The sequence below is a fragment of the Nonomuraea sp. NPDC049028 genome (genome assembly GCF_043197735.1).
In the GTDB taxonomy this organism is placed as follows: Bacteria; Actinomycetota; Actinomycetes; order Streptosporangiales; family Streptosporangiaceae; genus Nonomuraea.
The window spans coordinates 91,834-111,884 of record NZ_JBICTR010000012.1; the positions used below are offsets into that span (position 1 = coordinate 91,834).

A 20,051-nucleotide genomic window follows, 5' to 3' on the forward strand; every position below is an offset into this window, starting at 1 on the left:
GTCGTCAGAGAGGTTTCAGAGAGGTGAGTAGAGGACGAAGACGTTTCCTGAGGGATCGCGCAGCACGGCCCGCGTCTCGTGCGGCCCGTCCTCGGGCTCACGCACCACTTCGGCGCCGCGCGCCACCAGATCGGGTACGGCCTGCCGTACGCTGTCCACCTTGAACGACGGCGCGGCCGAGGCGGTGACATGCTCGGCGGGTCCGGCCAGCGCCACGGTGACGCCACCGCCGTTCAGCGCGGCGAACCTGTCACCGTCACGGAACTTCACCGGCAGCCCGTAGAAGGCGATCGCCTCGTCCAGGTCGGCCACGGGTATGAGCACGTTGCCAACGATCACGCCGGCCTCCAATGCGGTAGGTCGTCCACGAACGTCACCCGCACCGGCATCCCGATGCGGACCTCCTCCGGTGCGCACTCCACGACCTGACCGAACACGCGCGCGCCTTCGGGCAGGTCGACCCAGGCCAGCACGTACGGCTCGCGGCCCCGGTAGCCGGGCGCGAACGAGCGGTGCACCACGGTGTACGTGTGCACCACGCCCGCGCCGGAGACCGGCTCGAAGACGAGGTCGCCACCGCACCGGGGACAGTCGGCCTCGGGGAGGTGGACCCGCCGATCGCAGGCCGTACAGCGCTGAACGACCAGCTCGCCGCGCCTGCAGGCGGCCCAGTAGGCGGAGGTGTCACAGGTCATCGCTAGCCAAGCTAGCGCACGCTTGGTTGCTCGACAACCCTAGTCGGCGGGTTCCTCGGCGAGCGAGGCCATGGGCTCCTCCGAGGTCAGCGAAGCCGAGTCGGGGGCCACCGAATCAGCGCTCGGCCCGGCGAAGGCCGGTACGTCAGAGGTGCGTGGCCGGCCGGAGCTGTGCGGCGGGTCGGAGGGCAGCGCGAAGGGCGGCTGGGACGGCGTCGGAGTGGCGTGCTCCTGGGTCGGAGTGGCCGACGTCGAGGGCGAGGGGCTGGGCGCCGGGCAGGGCGGCCCGTCCACGGTCACCTCACTGACCTGCGGGCCGTTGGCCGCCGCCGGCTCGGTCGATAACAGGAGGCCGAAGTGCGCCTGCTTGCCGCACCCGACGGCGCCCAGGTCACGGGCCACGGGGTCGGTGTAGGTGGTCCGGCCGGTGAGCGTGCGGGTCTCCTGATGTACCGTGCGGGCCTGGCCGTCGCCGTCGCGCCGCGTGTACGTGATGCGCAGCCGCACCGGTCCCCGCCCGTCGGCGGCCACGCGCACCGCGCCCGCCGAGCCGGTCCACTGGACGATGTCGGCCGACCGCACGGCCGGACCGGGCAGCGCCCGGGAAGGCCGGCGGGACACGGTGGGAGGCGGCGGCGTGGGGGCGGTGGCCGACGGTACGGGAACGGCCGTCGACGTCCTGGCCGTGGGACGGCTGGTCTCCGAGGTCCGGCGGACCGGGGTCTTGTCGTCGACGGGGGTGGGATCCAGCTGCTCGGACGTCTTCGGCTGCGGCATGAGTACGGTCCCCGCCGGGCCGGGGGCCAGCCGCCCGTCCGAGAGCACCACCGCGATCAGCACGGCGACGGCCGTCGCGCCCGCGATCCACAGGTGCGGCGGCAGCTTGGGCACGGTGATCCGCCGCCCGCGGACCGCCCCCAGGGTGGCGGTCGGTGTGTCGGTCTTGGCCAGGGGGAAGCGGAGCGCGAGCAGCGTGGCCAGCTCGCCGAGGTGGCGGCGCCCGCGTTTCTCCCAGTCGGGGCCGTAGCCGGCGACCGCGTCCTCCTCCAGCTCCGCCGCGAACTGCCGGGCCGAGGCGTACCTGACCGCCGGGTCCTTGGCCAGCCCGCGCCGGAGCAGGTCGCGCAGCGAGTCGGGGGCGACCTCCAGCGGCACCGGCTCGACCAGGTGCTTGTCCCGCAGCGACGCGACGTCCTCAGCCTTGTACGGCGGGCGTCCCCTGACGGCCTCGAACAGCAGGCACGCCGCCGCGTAGAGGTCAGCGGGCGGCCCCGCGTCCCCCTGCGTCCACAGCTCGGGCGACATGTACGGGGGGCTGCCCGCCGGCACGCCTGGCTCCTCGGCGTGCACCACCACCCCGAAGTCGCTCAGCTTGCTCGTGCCGTCGGCCTGGACCAGTACGTTCTCCGGTTTGACGTCCCGGTGGGCCACGCCCTTGTCGTGGGCGGCGGCCAGGGCCAGGAGCGTGCTCTTCAGCACCGCCAGCGCCGCCTCCGGGCTGGTCCTGCCGTGCTCGGCCAGGATCGTCCGCAGCGACACCCCGTCGACCAGCTCCATGACCACCGCGGCCCTGGTCGGGGTCTCCACGAACTCGTAGAGCTGGACCACGTTCGGGTCGTCGAGCTCGACGAGTGAGGGGGCGTCCACCCGGAAGCGGTCCATGAACTCGGTGTCCCGGCGCAGGGTCGCGTTCAGGTATTTGATCGCGACGTAGGCTCCGGTGGCCTGGTAGGTGGCGAGGAACACGCGGCCCGTGTGCCCCGCGCCGAGCTGGCGTACTTCTCGGTAACCAGGGACCAAGGCGAACCCCCATAGCGCAGCCGTCTCTCGTTCGACGGTCTCATCCGGGGTTCCGGTTGTCACGACTCCAGATATTTCGCCAGATGTCAGGGGATTATGGCCCCGAGGCCCGGGTGATATGTTCGAAGCCAAGCAAGCGCTCGGCTAAATGGAGGCTTCGCATGGATCGTACGGCCGTGCTGGTCATGGAGATGCAGCGGGGCGTCGTCGGCGATCTAACGAAATTTCCGGACCTGGTGGTCGCGTGTCAGCAGCGTGGCGTCGTGCGCAACGCCGTCTCCGTGCTCCAGGCGGCCAGGGCGGCCGGCCTCCCGGTGATCCACTGCACCGCGGCCTTCCGCGCCGACCGGGCCGGCTCCCACACCCACAACAGCCCGTTCATCACCGCCCTGCTCAAGGACCCCGGCCACATGCTGGAGGGCACGCCCGCCGTGGAGGTGCTGCCCGAACTGCTGGCCGACACGGACCTGGAGAGCCGGCGCCACCACGGGTTCTCCCCGTTCACCGGGACCTCGCTCGACATGACGCTGCGCTCGCTGGACGTCGCGCACGTGGTGGCCGTCGGGCTCTCGCTCAACCTGGGCATCCCCGGCCTGGCCCTGGAGGCGGTGAACCTCGGCTACCGGGTCACCGTGGTGACCGACGCCGTCGCGGGCGTACCGGACGGCTACGCGCTGGCCGTACTGAAACACACGATCCCCCTCCTGGCCGCCCGCACCACCGCGGCCGAGCTGGTCGAAGAGTGGGAAGAGTGGAAGGCGGACGGCGAGCGGTGATGGAGGGGATGCGGCTCGACGGGCGCGCGGCCGTCGTGACCGGGGGAGCGGGCGCGATCGGCGCGGCAATCGCCGCGGATCTCGCCGCACTGGGCGCCCGGGTGGTGGTCGCGGACGTGGACCTGCCGGGGGCCGAGAAAGTGGCCGCGGGGCTGCCGGGGGCCACTGCCCTGGCAGTTGATCTCGCCTCACCCCCCTCCATCGAGCGGTTCTGTGGCGCGGCCGGGCCGGTCGACATCCTCGTGCACAACGCCGGGGTGTCGATCGTCGAGTCGTTCACCGCCAGTGACCCGGCGAACTGGGATCTCATGTGGCAGGTCAACCTGCGCGGCCCGATGCTGCTGACCAAGCTGATGCTGCCCGGCATGATCGAGCGGGGGTGGGGGCGGCTGGTGTTCATCTCGTCGGACGGCGCCAGGGCGGGCTCCGGCGGCGAGGGCGCCTACGCGGCCACCAAAGCGGGGCTGTTCGGCCTGGCCAAGACGCTCGCCCGCGAGGCGGCCAGGGCGCACGTCACCGCCAACGTGGTCTGCCCGGGACCCACCGACACCCCGATGCTCCGGCGCGTCTCGGCGGCAGAGCCCGGGCTGGTCGACAAGATCGTCAGGACCGTCCCGCTGCGCCGCCTCGGCACGCCCGCCGACGTGGCGGGCCTGGTCGCCTATCTGTGTACGGAACGCGCCGCCTACATCACCGGCCAGACGCTGTCGGTCAGCGGCGGCGTGACGATGCAGTGACGACGCGACGCATGACGCGAAGCACGACCCCGATGAGGCCGACGCGATCACAGGGATCGGTAGACGGCCTCCATGAGGCGGATCGCCCGCTGGTTGCCGGCGAAGACGTCGGCCATCTTGTTCATGACATATCCGGCGGCCACTCCGTACTTGGGGTCGGCCAGGCCGATGGACCCGCCCACGCCGGTGTGCCCGAACGCGGTCACCGACGGCACGAAGAACGACATGGCGGGCCGCATGAAGCCGAGCCCGAACGCGCTCTCCAACAGCAGGACCTGGTCGGGCCCCGACGCCCGGGGCCGGATGGCGTCCGCCAGCGTCTCCGGCCGCAGCAGGTCGCCGGCGAGCAGCGAGCGGTAGAACGCCGCCAGGGACCTGGCCGTCGTGACGAGGCCCACGGCGGGCCACCCGGCGCGCAGCATCACGGGGTTGTTGGCCCCGCCCTGAAGGTCCTGGATGCGCGGGTTGCCCATGGTGCGGTTCATCAGGCTGTTCGGGTCCCCGGCGGCCAGGGCGATCGCGGCGATCGGATCCTTCGGCGGCCCGATGGGCGCGCGGGGCAGGACACCGGGGGCGCGGCGGGCCGGCCCGCTTCCGGCCCCGGCCGAGGGCATGCTCCCGCTCCCGGTTCCGCTCCCGCTCTCACCCCCGGCCGTGGGCAGGCTCCGGCCGCTCTCGCTGCCGGGTGGCGGCTCCGCGGTCAGCCGGGCGGCCCTGGCGATCACGTCGTCGGGCGCCCCCACCCACAGGTCGAGACCGAGCGGTCCGGAGATCTCCGCCGCCACCAGCTCGCCCACCGACTTGCCCGTCACCCGGCGTACGACCTCGCCCACGAGGAACCCGTACGTCAGAGCGTGATACCCGTGCGCCGACCCGGGCCGCCAGATCGGCCGCTGCCCGGCCAGGCGCGCCGCGATGGCGGGCTGGTCCTCGAACTCCGCCACCGGCACTCGCTCGTCCAGCGCGGGCAGCCCCGCCTGGTGACTGAGCAGGTGCTCGACGGTGACGCGCTGCTTGGCCCGCACCCCGAACTCCGGCCAGACCTCCGCCACCGGCGCGGTCACGTCCACCAGCCCCCGCTCGGCCAGCTGGAGCAGCACGGTCGCGGCGATCGCCTTGGTGCACGAGTAGGCGAAGACGGGGGTGTCCGCCTCCCACGGCCGTTCCGTGCGGCGGTCGGCCACGCCGTCCCACAGGTCCACGACCAGTTCGCCGTCGAGGTAGACGGCGAACGCGGCCCCCAGTTCGAGGCCGTCGGCGAAATGGCGTTCGAAGACCTCGCGCACGCTGGAGAACCGGGGATCGCAGTGCATCAAGACCTCCGACAGGAAGGGAGCACGTACTTGGCTGCCGAGCCTAACAATTGGGGACGTTTCGGCCCAGAGGATCAGCGGGGCACACTCAATCTGCTCACTGGCAACTTGGTACTGGCCGGATTGGCCACCGCGCGGACCGGCCAAGTTCTCAGCCTGTCCATGCCGATCAGGGGCGCCACCTCCTCGCCCGCGCCCGGCACCGTGCCCCATCTGAAGGGGCGCCCGCTGCCGCAGCACTTCATGTCGGTCGACGGCGGTGACTACGCGGCCGGCGCCCGGCCGGTGGGCGCGGGGCTGCGGATGGCCGATGACGCGCTGATCGTCACCCACCACGGCACGACCACGCACATGGACGCGCTCTGCCACATGTGGTCGGGCGACGAGCTCTACAACGGCCACCCCGCCGCGCGCGTACGCTCCTACGGCGCCACCCGGTGCGGCATCGAGCAGGTGGGCGGGGTCGTCGCGAGGGGAGTCATGTTCGACGTACCCCGCCATCTCGGGCTCGACCACCTGCCCGCCGACTTCCGTATCCCGCCGGAACTGCTGGCGGAGATCGCCGTGCCGCGCGCGGGTGACGTCGCGGTGATCCGTACCGGCTGGCCCGCCGTGTGGGAGCGCTCGCGCGAGGAGTACTGGTCGGGACAGCCGGGACTGTCGGCCGAGGCGGGGCGCTGGCTGGCCGAGCGGGACGTCTCGGTGGTGGCCGCCGACAACGCCGCGATCGGCGGCCTGAACGCCCACCAGCTCGCCGACGAGCCGCTCGACGACGATCTCCACCTCATCCTGCTCCACCGCCACGGCATCCACCTGATCGAGCTGCTCTGGCTGGAGGAGCTGAGCGCGGCCGGCCGTACGGAGTTCGTGTTCGTCGCGGCCCCGCTCAGAATCGAGGGCGGGACCGGGAGCCCGCTCAACCCACTGGCGATCCTCTGAGCCCGCTCAGTCCGCAAGCCATCCTCTGAGCCCGGTCACCACGTGACAGGCAGGGACTCCACGCCGTAGACCGCCGCGCGCTCCTTCAGCGGCACCTCGGAGGCGGGCACGGCCAGCCGCAGGCCGGGGAAGCGTTCGAAGAGCCTGCGGTAGCCGATCCGCATCTCGATCCTGGCCAGCTGCTGCCCCAGGCACTGGTGCACGCCGTGCCCGAAGGCCAGGTGCCGCCGCGCCTCGGCCCGGTCGAGCCGCAGCTCGGCCGGATCGGTGAACAGGCTCGGGTCCCGGTTTATCGCCGGCAGCGACAGCGCGACCGTCTCGCCCTTCCTGACCAGCTCGCCCGCCACCTCCACGTCCTCCAGCGCGACCCGGCTCGGCGCGCCCACGTGCAGGATCGACAGCCAGCGCATCAGCTCCTCGACCGCACCCTCGACCGCGCCCCCGCCTCCGACCGTGTCCGTGCTCTCGCCGCTGAACAGGGCCCGCTGCTCCGGGTGCTCCAGCAGCGCGAAGACGCCCAAGGCCAGCATGTTCGCGGTGGTCTCGTGGCCGGCGACGAGCAGGAGGAGCGCGAGGTTCGCCAGCTCCTCGTCGCCGAGGTCGCCGATCAGGCCGCTGATCAGGTCGTCGCCGGGCTCGGCGCGCTTGCGTCGTACCAGCTCGCCCAGATAGCCGGCGAGCTCCGCCAGATCCACCGCGCCCTCCTCGTCAAGGGCGACGAACCGCGCGGTGTGCTCCTGGAAGAAGTCGTGATCCTCGTACGGCACGCCGAGCAGCTCGCAGATGACCAGCGACGGGATCGGCAGCGCGTACGCCCGCACCAGGTCCACGGGCGGCCCCGCGGCGGCCATCGCGTCGAGGTGCTCGGCGGCGACCTGCTCGATCCGCGGTTCGAGCAGCCGCATCCTGCGGACCGTGAACTGGCCGGTGAGCAGGCGGCGGTAGTGGGTGTGCTCAGGCGGGTCGGTCGCCGCGAACATGCCGGGCGCGGCGGGGCGGCCCTGGCCGAACTGTGGCGTCGCGCGTACGGGGCTGTGCTTGAGCTCCTGGCGGGCGCTGAATCGAGGGTCGCTCAGCACGGTCCGCCCGGCCTCGTAGCCCGTCGCGAGCCAGCCCGCGTGCCCATCCGGATAGTCCAGACGCGACATCGGCGGCAGCTTCTCCAGCGCGGGAGGTGGGTCGAAGGGGCAGCCGGGCGTTCTCTCCATGGGGATTCGCATATTTTGAGAGTAGACTCCGATTTGAGAGTTGTATAGCAGATTTTGGGATCTTGTGAGTGGACGGGCCTGTGCCGCAACCCCGACAATCGGAGACATGAGCGATCGACCGGCCCAGGGACTGCGCGAGCGGAAGAAGGCCAAGACGCGGGCGCTGATCCAGAAGGAGGCGCTGCGGCTGTTCCGCGAGCAGGGTTACACCGAGACCACGGTCGAGCAGATCGCCGAGGCGGCGGAGGTCGCGCCCAGCACGGTGTTCCGCTATTTCGCCTCGAAGGAGGAGCTGGTATTCGTCGACCACTTCCCGGCCTTCGCCGAGGCCCTGAACGCCGCTCCGGCCGGTCTGCACCCGATACGCGCGGTCCGCGTCGCCCTGCGGGAGGTGACGGCGGGCCAGACGCCCGAGGAGCTCGCCGAAGGGGTGGAGCGGGAGAAGCTCATGTTCACGGTGCCCGAGCTGTGGGCGGCGAGTCTGACCAACGTCTCCGGGACGCTCAGGTCCATGCAGGAGATCCTGGCCAGGCGGGCGGGGCGGGACGTGTCCGATCCGGAGATCCGCAACATCACGGGGGCGATCACCGGTGTGATGTTCGCGGTCTGGTTCGACTGGGTGAAGGACCCCGAGGTGGACGGGCCCGCCGAGATCGACAAGGCCCTCGCCCATCTGGAGGAGGGCCTGCGCCTGTGAACCGTCTGGTGCGAGCCTTCCTAGACCGGTGAACCGTCAGGCGCCCGGATAGTTGCCGCCGCCGTGAGCGGCGTCCAGGGCGTCGTAGTCCGGGGTGAAGCCGCGCTTGGGGATCGCGTCGACGAACGCCACCTCGCGCGGCTTCTTGTAGGAGGCGAGAGCGCTCTTGACGTGCTCGATGAGGTCGTCGGCCGTGGCCGCCGCACCCTCCTTGAGCGCCACCACCGCCTTGACCGCCTGGTGCCAGGTGGCGTCGGGCACGCCGATCACGGCGGCGTCGGCGACGGCCGGGTGGGCTTTGAGCGCGCGTTCGACCTCGGCCGGGTAGACGTTCTCGGCGCCGGACTTGATCATGCGCAGCCGGGGGCCGATGAAGGTGATCGTGCCGTCGGGCTCGCGACGGCCGAGGTCGCCGGTGTGATGCCAGCCGTACGCCGACTTTGCCGCATTTAAGTCGGGCCGGGCGAAATATCCGGAAAAGAGGGTCTTGCCGCGGGCGCAGATCTCGCCCACCTCGCCCGCCGGCAGTTCGGCACCGTCGGGGGCCAAGATACGGACCTGGACCAGCGGCGACGGCCGACCGGCGAAGCCGGCGGCGCCCGGCGCCAGGCCCAAGAAGGTGAGCATGCCGCCGACCTCCGTCTGCCCGTACCCGCCCATCTTGGACCGGCACCAGGGGGAGTCGTCCACGGTGATCATCGCGTCCCACTCCGCGGAGTGCGAGACGAACCTCAGGGACGACAGGTCGTACTTGCCGCCGGTGTTCGCCTTCGTCACGGCGTCGATCATCGGGCCGAACAGGAACGCCTGCGTGACCCGCTCGGCGTCGATCAGGCGGCACACCTCCTCGGCGTCGAAGGCGGGGGTGAAGACGTTCGTGCCGCCGATCTGGAGGGTGGCCAGGCAGAACATCATCGTGCCGACGTGGAAGAGCGGCCCGTTGTTGAGGAAGGTGAAGCCGGGCTCCATCTGGCGCACCACGAGCAGGGACGCGCCGTGGGCCAGCAGGGCCGCGCTGCTGAGGAGCGCCGCGTTGGGACGGCCGTCGAAGGCGGCGGTATAGAGCGCCAGCACCGGCTCGCTGTCCTCGACGGGCGGGAAGTCCCTGGCGGTGCCGCTCTCGACCAGCCGCTCGTAGCCGGCCCCGGCCTCCACCCAGAGCGCGGTGCCCTCGCTCAGGGCCATGGTGGCGTCGGACGGCTCCCGTACGACCACCCGCGGCGTCAGGTCCTCGACCACGAAGCGCAGCTCGTCCGCCGATTGCCGCCAGTTGGCCGGGCAGAAGATCGCCCCCAGCCGTGAGCACGCCAGCAGCAGCTCCAGCACCGCGTGCGAGTTCTGGCCGAGCCAGAGCACGCGTTCGCCGGCCGTCACGCCCGCCCCGGCGAGGGCGTCGGCGAGGCGGCCGACCCGGTCGTCCAGCTCGGGGTAGGTGAGCCGCACCTCCCCGTCCACCACCGCCGTCACCTGGGGGCGGCTGCGCGCGTGCTCGGCGAGTACGTCGGACAGCGACAGGCTGTGGATCATCGCAGCTCCTGGGAACGTCAGTGGAACGCGGGCATGACCTCGGCGGCGAAGAACCGCATGACCTTCTTCATCTCCTCCAGCGGCATCGGCCGGGTGCTGCCGAAGTCGCACAGGAGGTTGGCGAACCCGGCGTCGCGCAGCAGCGAGATCTGGTCGATGACCCGCGCCGGATCGCCGATCACCTCCAGCTGCTCCCAGCGGAAGTCGGCCGACACGGAGCCGCCCTTGAGGTAGCGGTCCTGGTAGTACTCGAAGCCCTGCGCGGCCTTGCCCGTCTTCGGGTCGATCGGCGCGCTGCGCTCGTTGAAGATCCGCGACCGGTCGAACGACGCCTCGAACCTGGCCTGGTCCTCGCGGGCCTGTTCGACCGTCGGCGCCACGTAGACGCTGCGCGCCACCACAAGCTCGCTCCCGTTCGCGTGCCCCGCCTGGGCGGCCGTCTCCTGCCAGGTCTCGGCCGCCTTGACGACCTTGCGGAACGTCGCCGCCGGGTCGGCCAGGATGGGCAGCCCGCGCTCGCCGTACATGGTGACGGTCTCGGGGGAGACGGCGGCCACGTGGATCGGCGGGTGCGGCGCCTGGAGGGGACGCGGCGTCAGGGACACCTCGGCGCCGGTCTTGTAGAACTTGCCCTCGTGCTGGAACGTCTCCTGGGTCCACAGTCCCAGGATCACCTCCAGCGCCTCGTTGAACCGGTCACGGGCCTCGGCCAGGTCGATCCCGAAGCCCTCGAACTCGAAGCTCTGGTAGCCGCGCCCGATCCCGAGATCCAGCCGGCCGCCCGACAGCACGTCCACCAGCGCGGCCTCCTCGGCCACGTGGATCGGGTTGTGCAGGGGCAGCACCACGATGCCCGTGCCCAGGCGGATGCGCGAGGTGCGGGCTGCCGCGTGGGCGAGCATGGTGAACAGATTCGGCGCGACCCCGTAGTCGCGGAAGTGGTGCTCGGCCAGCCGTACCCCGTCGAACCCCAGTTCCTCGGCCAGCTCGATGAGCTCCAGGTGGTAGTCGTAGACATCCCTGAAGCTCTGCCCGTCGAACCGGTGGAAGAGGTGGAAGGTCGAGAACTTCATGCGGCGGCCCCTCAGTGGTAAACCAAGCGCTCGCTTGGGAGCGTACCACGGGCCCCGTTTCCTAGGCGAGGGCGGTGAGCAGCCCCATCGTCAGGGCGGTGCGCTCGGGAATGTGCTCGATCAGCACGTGCTCGTGCCGCGCGTGCGCGCCGGCGCCGACCGCGCCCATGCCGTCGAGCACCGGGCGGCCCAGCGCGGAGACGAAGTTGCCGTCACTGGCCCCGCCCACCGCCGCCTCCTCCAGCTCCCAGCCGAACCCGGCCGCGACCGCCCGCGCCTCCTTGAACAGCCGTCGCGACGGCGGGTTGGGTGTCATGGGCGGCCGGTTCCAGTCACCGGTGACCGTGACCGTCACGCGCGGGTCGGAGGCGCGCAGGCCGGCGAACACCTCGTTCATGCGCTCCATCTCCGACGCCCGCGCGACCCGGACGTCGATGCCGCAGGTGGCGCGGCCCGCCGCGACGTTGCACCCGGTGCCGCCGCTGATCAGCCCGACGTTCAGGGTGGTCCCGAGCTCCCGCGCGTCGGATCCGGCGAGGCGGGTGACGAGCTCGGCCAGCGCGTGGATGGCGCTCGCGCCCGAGTCGGGGTCGAGCCCGGCATGCGCCTCGACGCCCTTGACCGCCACCTCGAACTTCCCGACGCCCTTGCGGGCCGTCTTGAGCAGGCCGTCCAGCGACGCCTCGAAGACCAGGCTGGCCAGCGCGTCCGCACTGGCGGCCTCGATGTGCCGCCGGGAGAACAGGCTGCCGATCTCCTCGTCGCCGTTGAACAGGTAGGTCAGGCTCGGGTGCGGCAGACCGAGCTCGCGCAGGCCCCTGAGCGCCCAGACCGACTGCACGAGCCCGGTCTTCATGTCGAACACGCCCGGCCCGGTGATCCTTCCGTCCGCCATGGTGAACGGCCAATCCGCGAGCGTCCCCGTGGGCCAGACGGTGTCGTAGTGGGCGAGCATGAGCACGGTGCCGGGGGCGGTGCCCCGATAGGTCAGCTCCAGGACGTCGCCGTACTGGCCGCCGTCGTGGACGACCGCCTGGTCCGGCACGCCGAGCCGCTCCTCCACCAGGGCGCGGACGGTGCTCAGCCCTCGGGTGAGCATGGCCTTGTCGTAGCTGTGGGTCTCCAGCTCGACGACCGTCCTGAGGTCGTCGAGCATCGCGGGCAGGACTTGGCTGGTCCAGCGTGTGATGGGCACATGAATCCCTTTTCCAGGAGACATGACCCTGACACGAGACGCGAATGTGACAGTTCCCACGCCTTTGGTGCCAAGCCTGTGGCACCTTGTGCGGTTTCCTTACGCGGCCGGAGACGCGGCGGCCGAGGCCTCGCGCAGCGGCAGCCGTACCTCGAACCACGTGTCGCCGGGCGTCGACCGCGCCTTGAGCTCGCCGCCGTGCCGGCCGGCCACGATCCGGTACGAGATGTCCAGCCCGAGACCGGTGCCCTGGCCGACGGTCTTCGTGGTGAAGAACGGCTCGAAGATCCGGTCCTTGATCGCGTCCGGTACACCGGGGCCGGTGTCGCCGATCTCGATGATCGCCTCGTCCTCGTCGTGCGCGGTACGGATGGTCAGCGTGCCCTCCTCGCCCATGGCGTCGAGCGCGTTGTGGATGAGGTTCGTCCACACCTGGTTGAGCTCGCCGGCGTAGGCCGGGATCGCCGGCAGCGTCCGGTCGTAGTCGGTGACCACGCTGATGCCGGGCGGGATCTTGCCGCGGAAGATGGCGATCGTACTGTCGAGCAGGTCGTGCACGTCGCAGACCTGGAACGGCGCGCGGTCCATCTGGGAGTACTGCTTGGCCGAGGCGATCAGCGAGGTGATCCGCTCGGTCGCCTCGGTCACCTCACCGAGCATCTGCGAGATCTCGACCGCCTCGGCCAGCCAGTGCACCGCGGCGCCCGCGTGCTCCTGGCCCACCTTCTTGTGCACCTTCTCCAGGTGCGCGCGGCTGAATCCGGCGTTGACCAGCGCCGGGGCCAGCTCCCACGCGTCCTCCACGCCGAGCTCCTCCAGCGCCTCGCCCAGGTCGTCCTCCGCGTCGGAGATCTCCATCGGCGAGCGCGGCGGCAGGTTGCCGACGGCGGCGGTGCACTGCTCCTGCATGTCGATCAGGGCCCGCAGCCGCTCCGGCGGGATGCCGTCCTCGGCGAGCTGGGCCAGCTGCACGCGGGAGGTCCTGATGAGCGTGCGCAGCTCGCTCACCGCCCGTACGGCCGCCGCCGCCGGGTTGTTCAGCTCGTGGGTGAGCCCGGCGGTGATCGTGCCGAGCGCGGTCAGCCGCTGGCGCCGGTCGATGACCTCCCGCTGCATGCGACCGCCCGACATCATGCCGTCGAGCAGGTGCATCGCCATCGGGAACCACTCGGCCACGATGTGCGCGAACTTCCTGGCCGGCAGCAGGAACATCCGGGAGGGCGCCGTGGCCCGCAGGCTGTGCTGGTAGCGCTCCGGGGCCCGGGCGCCGAGGTAGGCGCTGGTGGCCCCGCCGTAGACACCCGGCTGGGAGCTGCGCGGCATGGCGACCGTCCCGGCCGTGACGGTCTCCTGGATCATCTGGATCTCGCCCTCGACCAGCACGGCGAAGCACTCCGCCGGGTCGCCCTGCTGGATGATGATCTCGTCCTGGGCGTAGTTGCGCATCTGGCCGCTGAGAGCCAGCTTGGTGAGCTGGTGGTCCGTCAGGCGCTCGAACAGGAAGAGCTTGCGGAGTTCGTCGATGTCGATCGTCATTGCTTCTCCAGGTAACGATGCACGAGCGCGACTGCCATCGCGCCTTCACCGACGGCGGAGGCCACCCGCTTGATCGACTCGGCCCGCACGTCACCCGCCGCGAGCACTCCCGGCACGTTCGTCTCCAGGAAGTACGGCTCGCGTCTGAGCGTCCAGTTGCGTGGCCGCTTGCCGCCCTGCACCAGGTCCGGCCCGGTCAGCACGAACCCCTTGTCGTCGCGTTCGATCGTCTCGCCGAGCCAGGAGGTGAAGGGCTCGGCGCCGATGAACGCGAACAGCCACTGCGTCTCGGCCACCCACTCCTCGCCCTTGGTCGAGAGCGTGAGGCGCTCCAGGTGCCCGTCACCGGCGGCGCTGGTGATCTGCGTCTGGAAGTGCACCTCGATGTTCGGGAGCGCGTTGATCTGCTCGATGAGGTAGTGCGACATGGACTTCTCCAAACCGTCACCTCTCACCAACAAATGAACCTTGCTCGCAAATCCCGCCAGGTAGACCGCCGCCTGACCGGCCGAGTTGGCCGCGCCGACGATGTAGACCTCGCTGTCCTTGCAGGAGGGCGCCTCGGTCAGTGCCGCGCCGTAGAAGACGCCCCGGCCGACGAAGTCGTCCAGGCCGGGCGCCTCCAGACGGCGATAGGTGACGCCGGTCGCCAGGATCACCGCGTGCGCGGCGATCTCACCGCCCCCCTTGAACCCGACCACCCTGGCCTGGCCGCGCGGCTCCAGATGGCTGACCTTCTGCGCGCTCAGCAGCTCGGCCCCGAACTTCAGCGCCTGCCTGCGCGCCCGGTCGGTCAGCTGCTGGCCGGAGACACCGTCGGGGAAGCCCAGGTAGTTCTCGATCCTGGAGCTCTGACCCGCCTGCCCGCCGGAGGCGTGCGCCTCGATGAGCACGGTGTTGAGCCCCTCGGAGGCGCCGTAGACCGCCGCGCCCAGCCCGGCCGGGCCGCCGCCGATCACGATCAGGTCGTAGAAGTCGGTCGCCGGCGTGGTCGATAGGCCCACCGCCGAGGCGAGCGACGCCTGGTCGGGCGACTGCATCGACACGCCGTCGGCGGTGACCACCAGCGGCAGCCGGCAGTCCGCGCCGACCGCCGCGACGAGCTCCGCGCCCTCCGGGTCCTCGGCCAGCAGCCACTGGTACGGCACGTGGCTGCGGGCCAGGAACTCCCGCACCTTGTACGACGGCGCCGACCACCGGTCGCCCACCACGCGCAGCTCGGCCACCTCAATGCGCTCGGTACGGTGCCAGGCGTCCAGCTGGCCGTCGATCACCGGATAGAACTTCTCCTCCGGCGGATCCCACGGCTTGAGCAGATAGTGGTCGAGGTCGACCACGTTGATCGCCTGGATCGCGGCGTCGGTGTCGGCGTAGGCGGTCAGCAGCACCCGGCGCGCGTACGGATACATGTCCATCGCCGCCTCAAGGAACTGCACCCCGTTCATCTGCGGCATCCGGTAGTCCGCCAAGATCGCGGCCACGTCGTCGCCGCGCAGCCGCATCTCCTTCACCGCCTCCATGCCCTGGTCGGCGGCCTCCGCCCGGACGATTCTGTACTGCTGGCCGTAGCGGCGCCTCAGGTCGCGCGCGACCGCCCGTGATACGCCCGGGTCGTCGTCCACCGTCACGATGACCGGCTTGTCCATGGCCCTACCTTCCCCACGTATGTCCCTTAAGGAAGGATGTCATGTTCTGCCAAGTCAGTGAGCGCTCACTACTAAGATGCGCCCATGAACACGCGCGATCGCATCATCGATGCCGCCGAGCAGGCCATTCACGAATTCGGCATGGCCGGGGCGACCACGAAACGCATCGCGTCGCAGGCGGGCTGCTCCGAGGCGCTGCTCTACAAGCACTTTCCGGGCAAGGAGGCGCTGATCCTGGCGGTGCTGCTCGAACGGCTGCCCGCGCTCGCCCCCGCGCTGGCCACGCTGCGCGAGCGCGTCGGGCAGGGCGACCTGGCGGCCCACCTCACCGAGTTCGCGCTGGCGGCCCTCGACTTCTACGGCCGGGCGGCGGCCATCGGCTCAGGGATGATGTCCGATCCGTCGCTGCTGGATGGGTTCAGGCGCATGCTCGCCACGACGGGCACCGGCCCGCACATGCCGATCGAGGTGCTCGCCGAGATTCTGCGGGCCGAGCAGGAGCTCGGCAGGCTGGACGGCGCGATCGACGCCGGGGCCGCCGCCTCGCTGCTGATGGGCGCCTGCTTCCACCGCGCCCACCTGGCCTTCTTCGCCGACCCGCGGCAGCCGGCCGACGCGTGGGCCGCCGCGATCGTCGCGACGCTCGTCAGGCGATGACGCGGCTCTCCCCGCCGTCGACCAGCATCGAGATCCCGTTCACGAACGAGGCCCGCTCGCTGGCCAGGAACGCCACCACGTCCCCCACCTCCTCGGGGCGCCCGACGCGCCCCACCGGCACCCCGCCGCCCCGCGCGGCCAGGCCCTCGTCGCCGCCCGCCAGCTCCCGCAGCCGCTCGGTGTCGATCGGGCCGGGCAGCACGTTGTTGACCAGGACCCCGTCGCCGCCGACCTCGCGGGCCAGCGTGCGCACGATCCCGGCCACGGCGGAGCGGGTCGCGTTCGACAGGGCCAGGCCGTCGATCGCCTGGCGCACCGACCCGCTGGTGATCGTGATGATGCGGCCCCAGCCGCGGACGCGCATCTCCGGCAGCACGGCGTACATCAGGCGTACCGTGCCGAGCAGGTTGCGCTGCACCGCGACGTCCCAGTCGCCCAGGCCGGCGTCGACGAACCGGCCCGGGGGCGGTCCGCCCGCGTTGGCCACCAGGATGTCCACGGGGCCGAGCACGTCACGCGTCTCGGCGACCACCCGCACCGCGGCGTCGTGGTCCTCCACGTCCGCGAGCACGGCGTGCACCACGCCGCCGAACTCCTGCAGCTCGACCACCGCGTCGGCCAGCCGTTCCGGATTGCGCGCGCTGACGCAGACGGCACAGCCCTCTCGCGCCAGGCTCTTGGCCGCGGCGAGACCGATGCCCGCGCTGCCTCCGGTGACCAACGCGACCTTGCCCTTGATGCCCAGATCCATGAAGGTGACTATAGGTCGTCAGGCACTCCGTATCCGTGAGAGCTTGTCCGGGTTGAGCAGACCGCACAGGCAGGATCGCGCGGGGCTTCCTGATCTCGGCGTGCTCCGTGGCCTGCCAGCCGGGCCGCGGGTAGAAATGCCGGGGCAAGCATGATGAGGTTGGGACGTGGCGAGAAATCTGATTCTTTCGGGAGGCCTGTTCCATGACTTCGAGGCCACGTCGGTGGCACTCGCCGAAGTACTCGCCGGGGTGGGAATCGAATCCGACATCACCGAGGACATCGCGGGCGCGCTGAGCGAGCCGTCGGAGGTCCAGCTCATCACCGTCAACGCGCTGCGCTGGCAGATGGGCCTCGACCGCTTCGCCGACCTGCGTGACGAGTGGCGCTTCGAACTGCCCGCCGAGGCCCGCACCACCCTGCTCGACCACCTCGACCGGGGTGGCGGCCTGCTGTGCATGCACTCGGCGTCCATCTGCTTCGACGACTGGCAGGGGTGGCCGCGCGTGCTGGGCGGCTGCTGGACCTGGCCCAAGTCCCACCACCCGCCGCTGGGCTGGACCGGGGTACGCGTGCACGGCGGCCACCCGATCGTCGAGGGGCTGCGCGACTTCGACCTGGTGGACGAGGTCTACAGCGACCTTGACGTGCTGCCGGACGTAGAGCCGCTCGCGTCGTCGGCCGGCGGGCAGCCCCTGGTGTGGGCGCGGCCGGTGCGGCGGGGACGGGTCGTGTACGACGCGCTGGGGCACGACGTCAGGTCCTACGAGAACGAGATCCACCGCACGCTGCTGCAACGGGCCGCCCTGTGGCTGCTGAAACGCCCGGTGGCCGTGACCGACTGAGGAGCGCTTACGCGCCGGCCACGAAGCAGCGGATGGCCTTGGCCAGTTCGTCCGGGACGTCCTCGGCCAGGTGGTGGCCGCTGTCCAGGGCGTGCCCGCGCACGTCGGACGCCCACTCGCGCCAGACCGCCAGCGGGTCGCCGTACAGATCCTCCATGTCATCCCTTGTCGCCCAGAGGAAGAGCATCGGGCACGCGACGCGCCGCCCGGCGGCCCGGTCCGCGTCGTCGGCCGCCCGGTCGACGCCCAGGCCCGCCCGGTAGTCCTCGCACATCGCGTGTACGGTCTCGGGGTCGTGGATCGCCCGGCGGAAGTCCTCGTACGCCTCCGCGCCCATCTGCTCGGGCCCCGTGCCGTACCAGGCATCCGGGTCGGCGTTGATCACGCGTTCCGCCGGTTTGGCGGTCTGGCCGAGGAAGAACCAGTGCCACCACCTGGCGGCGAAGCCGGCGTCGCAACGGGCGAGGGCCGCACCGATGGGCACGCTGTCGAGCACGACGAGATGCGTGACCGCGTCGGCATGGTCGAACGCCAGCCGCTGGGCCACGTACGCCCCGCGGTCGTGACCGACGACGGCGAACCGCTCGTGGCCGAGCGAGCGCATCAGCGCGACCATGTCCCCGGCCATCGCGCGCTTGGAGTACGGCTCGTGATCGGCGGTCGTCGGCGGCTTGGACGAGCGCCCGTACCCCCTGAGATCGGGGCAGACCACGGTGTGGTCGGGGGCGAGCAGCGGGGCCACCCGGTGCCAGGTGGCGTGGGTACGTGGATGGCCGTGCAGCAGCAGGACGGGCGGGCCGGAGCCGCCGTGCCGGACGAACAGCTCGGCCTGGCCCACGTCGATCCGGTCGGTCACGAAGTCGTCGAACATTCGCCCGCGCCTACCCCGGCTGACCGCTTCCATCCACGCGCCCGCTCAGGTCTTCCGGAACGCTCAGGTCTTCCGGAACGCTCAGGTCTTCCGGAAGATCGTCGCGCCCGCTCGGGCTTTCCTGAATGCCGCCGACCCGGCGCGCCGACTCCGACTCGTGGGCCAGGCGGCGCAGGGCGTCGAAGGCCCTCCCGTACAGGACCGTGCCCAGCACCAGCGCCTCGACGGCGGCCTCGCGCGGCCCGTCGAACGGCACCGTGTCCATCTCCACCTCGGCCACGAGTCGCTGAGCCGTCTGGGCATAAACCGTCAGGTCGGTCGACAGGCCCAGCTGGCCCAGCCTGACGACGGTCTGGGTGAGTTCGTCCCGCGTCGGGGCGGTGGGGGCGACGTCCCAGCCCAGCTCCCTGATGAGCAGGTCGACCTGGCCGCGCGCCGCGTCCCACTCCTCGCCGGGCTCCGGCTCGATGGTGGGGCCCAGGGCGTACTGGGCGGTGCCGAGCATGTGGTGCACCGAGAGCGACTCGTCGTCCACCGCCTCGATGACCTGTTTGATGGCGGCGACGGGCAGCCGGCCCACTTCGAGCAGCGCCCTGATCAGGCGGAGTCTGCGCAGGTGGGAGTCGTCGTAGTCGGCTCTGGTGGCCGCGAGTTGCCGGCCCTGGTGCAGCAGGCCCTCGCGGAGGTAGTACTTGATCGTCGCGATCGCCACACCGGACTCGACACTCAGCTCCGAAACGCGCATCGCTAGATAATAGCGCTATCCAGAGCGCGCGAGATGCCGGGCCGCGTGCACGAGATCGTCCACGTCGGCTTGCCGGTTCCAGAGGAACACCACCTCGAGCGGCGGAATCTCCTCGGCGACGGGGATGAAGGTGAGGCGTTCCGGCACCGGCAGGCCGCCGCGTACGCAGAGCGTGTAGCCGGCGCCGGACTCGACCATGGCGACGGCGGCGTCATGGGTGGGCGCCCCGGGGCCGAGCCGGGGATGCAGGCCGAGCCGGACGAACCCTTCGAGGAACCGGCGCGCACCCGCCACCGCGTCGGACTCCGGCATGACGAGCGGCTCCGTCGCCAGATCGGCCAGCCGCAGCCGCTCGACCGAGGCCAGCCGGTGATCGCGGGGGAGCAGGGCGAGCACCTGAGCCCGCTGGACGAGCATCCGGGCCACGCCTCGGGGCAGCGAGCCGGGGGCGTAGCCGAGCCCGGCCTGAAGGGTTCCGTCCATGAGGGAGATGATCTGCTCGGCCGTGCACATGGGCGCGACCCGCAACCGCGACTCCTGAACCTGCGACAGGAGCCGGGCCACCACATCCCCCAGCCCGTCGGCGACCCCCAGGCGGACCGTCTGCCCCTTGCCCCGAGCGGCCGCCACGGCCCGTTCGAAGGCGTCGACCGCCACCGTGGCCTGGGCCAGGAACACCTCACCCGCCTCGGTGAGCCGCACCCCGCTGGACGAGCGCGTGAACAGCTCGACGCCGATCTCTTTCTCCAGCGCCCTGAGCTGCTCGGAAAGGGTGGGCTGGGCGATGTGGAGCACGGTGGAGGCACGGCGCAGGCTGCCCGCACGGGCGATGGTGATCGCGTAGCGTACGTGGCGTAGATCCATCGCTCACCTCGAGGTGATGGGGATGGGCTATCGTCGCACCTCCGTATTACAGAACGGACTACCCGCTGTGAAGGTTGCCGTGGGGTGACTGTTTCCGCCGCCGGCCGGTGAGTGCCTCTCGCGGCCGACTCGGGGGAGAGACATGCCGAGCAAGCGCTTGTGCGGAAACCGCAGCCG

The 20,051-nt window shown here is 71.2% G+C and carries 20 protein-coding genes; 6 read left to right on the plus strand and 14 right to left on the minus strand.

The window, feature by feature from the left end:
- Positions 1-15 precede the first annotated feature (15 nt).
- Genes ACGFJ2_RS41855 through ACGFJ2_RS41865 form a run of 3 tightly spaced genes read right to left on the minus strand, consistent with a single transcriptional unit; the run spans position 16 to position 2,558 of the window.
- Positions 16-339 (minus strand): VOC family protein, encoded by a 324-nt coding sequence (locus tag ACGFJ2_RS41855; protein ID WP_225299260.1) that lies wholly within the window; start codon positions 337-339, stop codon positions 16-18.
- Positions 336-695, minus strand: coding sequence for a Zn-ribbon domain-containing OB-fold protein (locus ACGFJ2_RS41860; protein WP_225299262.1), 360 nt, complete (start codon positions 693-695; stop codon positions 336-338). Before ACGFJ2_RS41860 ends, ACGFJ2_RS41855 begins: the two co-directional genes overlap by 4 nt.
- 39 nt (positions 696-734) lie before the next feature.
- Positions 735-2,558: a serine/threonine-protein kinase gene (locus ACGFJ2_RS41865; protein WP_393478029.1), complete on the minus strand. Its 1,824-nt coding sequence runs from the start codon at positions 2,556-2,558 to the stop codon at positions 735-737.
- A gap of 98 nt (positions 2,559-2,656) precedes the next feature.
- Here ACGFJ2_RS41865 and ACGFJ2_RS41870 point away from each other — a divergent pair, with 98 nt between their 5' ends.
- Together ACGFJ2_RS41870 and ACGFJ2_RS41875 are read left to right on the plus strand one after the other, a co-directional pair.
- Complete coding sequence (locus ACGFJ2_RS41870; RefSeq protein WP_393478031.1) at positions 2,657-3,271, plus strand: isochorismatase family cysteine hydrolase; 615 nt, start codon at positions 2,657-2,659, stop codon at positions 3,269-3,271.
- Positions 3,271-4,008 carry an SDR family NAD(P)-dependent oxidoreductase gene (locus ACGFJ2_RS41875; protein ID WP_393478516.1) on the plus strand — a complete coding sequence of 246 codons (738 nt, stop codon included), beginning with the start codon at positions 3,271-3,273 and terminating at the stop codon, positions 4,006-4,008. Before ACGFJ2_RS41870 ends, ACGFJ2_RS41875 begins: the two co-directional genes overlap by 1 nt.
- A 47-nt stretch (positions 4,009-4,055) precedes the next feature.
- Here ACGFJ2_RS41875 and ACGFJ2_RS41880 read toward each other — a convergent pair whose 3' ends face one another.
- Positions 4,056-5,321, minus strand: a complete 1,266-nt coding sequence (locus ACGFJ2_RS41880) for a serine hydrolase domain-containing protein (RefSeq protein ID WP_393478034.1) — start codon at positions 5,319-5,321, stop codon at positions 4,056-4,058.
- Between the two features lie 30 nt (positions 5,322-5,351).
- Here ACGFJ2_RS41880 and ACGFJ2_RS41885 point away from each other — a divergent pair, with 30 nt between their 5' ends.
- Positions 5,352-6,260, plus strand: a complete 909-nt coding sequence (locus ACGFJ2_RS41885) for a cyclase family protein (protein ID WP_393478036.1) — start codon at positions 5,352-5,354, stop codon at positions 6,258-6,260.
- A gap of 35 nt (positions 6,261-6,295) precedes the next feature.
- On the opposite strand, the gene ACGFJ2_RS41890 is transcribed toward ACGFJ2_RS41885, so the two are convergent.
- Positions 6,296-7,480, minus strand: a complete 1,185-nt coding sequence (locus ACGFJ2_RS41890; protein WP_393478039.1) for a cytochrome P450 — start codon at positions 7,478-7,480, stop codon at positions 6,296-6,298.
- Positions 7,481-7,574: 94 nt separating this feature from the next.
- Between ACGFJ2_RS41890 and ACGFJ2_RS41895 the strand changes: the two genes are divergently transcribed.
- Entirely contained in the window at positions 7,575-8,165 is a 591-nt protein-coding gene (locus tag ACGFJ2_RS41895) for a TetR/AcrR family transcriptional regulator (RefSeq protein ID WP_393478041.1), read from the plus strand.
- A 36-nt stretch (positions 8,166-8,201) separates the two neighbouring features.
- On the opposite strand, the gene ACGFJ2_RS41900 is transcribed toward ACGFJ2_RS41895, so the two are convergent.
- The 5 genes from ACGFJ2_RS41900 to ACGFJ2_RS41920 all read right to left on the minus strand — a co-directional run bounded on the left by ACGFJ2_RS41900 (position 8,202) and on the right by ACGFJ2_RS41920 (position 15,142).
- Entirely contained in the window at positions 8,202-9,692 is a 1,491-nt protein-coding gene (locus ACGFJ2_RS41900) for an AMP-binding protein (RefSeq protein WP_393478044.1), read from the minus strand.
- Between the two features lie 17 nt (positions 9,693-9,709).
- A complete protein-coding gene (locus ACGFJ2_RS41905; RefSeq protein ID WP_393478046.1) occupies positions 9,710-10,765 on the minus strand; it encodes an LLM class flavin-dependent oxidoreductase in 1,056 nt (351 codons plus the stop codon).
- A gap of 61 nt (positions 10,766-10,826) precedes the next feature.
- Positions 10,827-11,960, minus strand: coding sequence for a M20 family metallopeptidase (locus ACGFJ2_RS41910; protein WP_393478049.1), 1,134 nt, complete (start codon positions 11,958-11,960; stop codon positions 10,827-10,829).
- 99 nt (positions 11,961-12,059) lie between these two features.
- Positions 12,060-13,496 carry an ATP-binding protein gene (locus ACGFJ2_RS41915; protein ID WP_393478051.1) on the minus strand — a complete coding sequence of 479 codons (1,437 nt, stop codon included), beginning with the start codon at positions 13,494-13,496 and terminating at the stop codon, positions 12,060-12,062.
- The gene (locus tag ACGFJ2_RS41920) at positions 13,493-15,142 is read right to left on the minus strand and encodes an FAD-dependent oxidoreductase (protein ID WP_357946615.1); all 1,650 of its coding nucleotides are present in this window, start codon (positions 15,140-15,142) and stop codon (positions 13,493-13,495) included. Before ACGFJ2_RS41920 ends, ACGFJ2_RS41915 begins: the two co-directional genes overlap by 4 nt.
- A gap of 84 nt (positions 15,143-15,226) precedes the next feature.
- Between ACGFJ2_RS41920 and ACGFJ2_RS41925 the strand changes: the two genes are divergently transcribed.
- On the plus strand, positions 15,227-15,799 hold the full coding sequence (locus ACGFJ2_RS41925; protein ID WP_357946618.1) for a helix-turn-helix domain-containing protein: 573 nt from the start codon (positions 15,227-15,229) through the stop codon (positions 15,797-15,799).
- On the opposite strand, the gene ACGFJ2_RS41930 is transcribed toward ACGFJ2_RS41925, so the two are convergent.
- Positions 15,789-16,550: an SDR family oxidoreductase gene (locus tag ACGFJ2_RS41930; RefSeq protein ID WP_393478054.1), complete on the minus strand. Its 762-nt coding sequence runs from the start codon at positions 16,548-16,550 to the stop codon at positions 15,789-15,791. The two genes, ACGFJ2_RS41925 and ACGFJ2_RS41930, sit on opposite strands and share 11 nt — an antisense overlap.
- A 166-nt stretch (positions 16,551-16,716) precedes the next feature.
- Between ACGFJ2_RS41930 and ACGFJ2_RS41935 the strand changes: the two genes are divergently transcribed.
- Positions 16,717-17,394, plus strand: a complete 678-nt coding sequence (locus tag ACGFJ2_RS41935) for a ThuA domain-containing protein (RefSeq protein WP_357946624.1) — start codon at positions 16,717-16,719, stop codon at positions 17,392-17,394.
- A gap of 7 nt (positions 17,395-17,401) precedes the next feature.
- On the opposite strand, the gene ACGFJ2_RS41940 is transcribed toward ACGFJ2_RS41935, so the two are convergent.
- From ACGFJ2_RS41940 to ACGFJ2_RS41950, 3 genes are read right to left on the minus strand one after another with little or no spacing between them, the layout of a single operon-like run.
- Positions 17,402-18,265, minus strand: a complete 864-nt coding sequence (locus tag ACGFJ2_RS41940; RefSeq protein WP_358174602.1) for an alpha/beta hydrolase — start codon at positions 18,263-18,265, stop codon at positions 17,402-17,404.
- 10 nt (positions 18,266-18,275) lie between these two features.
- Positions 18,276-19,010, minus strand: coding sequence for a MerR family transcriptional regulator (locus ACGFJ2_RS41945; RefSeq protein WP_357946629.1), 735 nt, complete (start codon positions 19,008-19,010; stop codon positions 18,276-18,278).
- A 15-nt stretch (positions 19,011-19,025) separates the two neighbouring features.
- Positions 19,026-19,874: a LysR family transcriptional regulator gene (locus ACGFJ2_RS41950; RefSeq protein ID WP_357946632.1), complete on the minus strand. Its 849-nt coding sequence runs from the start codon at positions 19,872-19,874 to the stop codon at positions 19,026-19,028.
- Positions 19,875-20,051: the final 177 nt, after the last annotated feature.

Excerpts from the sequence above, each read along its gene's own strand:
- ACGFJ2_RS41860 (WP_225299262.1), bottom strand. The coding sequence starts at position 695 with ATGACCTGTGACACCTCCGCCTACTGGGCCGCCTGCAGGCGCGGCGAG.
- ACGFJ2_RS41870 (WP_393478031.1), top strand. The coding sequence starts at position 2,657 with ATGGATCGTACGGCCGTGCTGGTCATGGAGATGCAGCGGGGCGTCGTC.
- ACGFJ2_RS41875 (WP_393478516.1), top strand. The coding sequence starts at position 3,271 with ATGGAGGGGATGCGGCTCGACGGGCGCGCGGCCGTCGTGACCGGGGGA.
- ACGFJ2_RS41880 (WP_393478034.1), bottom strand. The coding sequence starts at position 5,321 with ATGCACTGCGATCCCCGGTTCTCCAGCGTGCGCGAGGTCTTCGAACGC.
- ACGFJ2_RS41890 (WP_393478039.1), bottom strand. The coding sequence starts at position 7,480 with ATGCGAATCCCCATGGAGAGAACGCCCGGCTGCCCCTTCGACCCACCT.
- ACGFJ2_RS41895 (WP_393478041.1), top strand. The coding sequence starts at position 7,575 with ATGAGCGATCGACCGGCCCAGGGACTGCGCGAGCGGAAGAAGGCCAAG.
- ACGFJ2_RS41900 (WP_393478044.1), bottom strand. The coding sequence starts at position 9,692 with ATGATCCACAGCCTGTCGCTGTCCGACGTACTCGCCGAGCACGCGCGC.
- ACGFJ2_RS41905 (WP_393478046.1), bottom strand. The coding sequence starts at position 10,765 with ATGAAGTTCTCGACCTTCCACCTCTTCCACCGGTTCGACGGGCAGAGC.
- ACGFJ2_RS41915 (WP_393478051.1), bottom strand. The coding sequence starts at position 13,496 with ATGACGATCGACATCGACGAACTCCGCAAGCTCTTCCTGTTCGAGCGC.
- ACGFJ2_RS41920 (WP_357946615.1), bottom strand. The coding sequence starts at position 15,142 with ATGGACAAGCCGGTCATCGTGACGGTGGACGACGACCCGGGCGTATCA.
- ACGFJ2_RS41925 (WP_357946618.1), top strand. The coding sequence starts at position 15,227 with ATGAACACGCGCGATCGCATCATCGATGCCGCCGAGCAGGCCATTCAC.
- ACGFJ2_RS41930 (WP_393478054.1), bottom strand. The coding sequence starts at position 16,550 with ATGGATCTGGGCATCAAGGGCAAGGTCGCGTTGGTCACCGGAGGCAGC.
- ACGFJ2_RS41940 (WP_358174602.1), bottom strand. The coding sequence starts at position 18,265 with ATGTTCGACGACTTCGTGACCGACCGGATCGACGTGGGCCAGGCCGAG.
- ACGFJ2_RS41945 (WP_357946629.1), bottom strand. The coding sequence starts at position 19,010 with ATGCGCGTTTCGGAGCTGAGTGTCGAGTCCGGTGTGGCGATCGCGACG.
- ACGFJ2_RS41950 (WP_357946632.1), bottom strand. The coding sequence starts at position 19,874 with ATGGATCTACGCCACGTACGCTACGCGATCACCATCGCCCGTGCGGGC.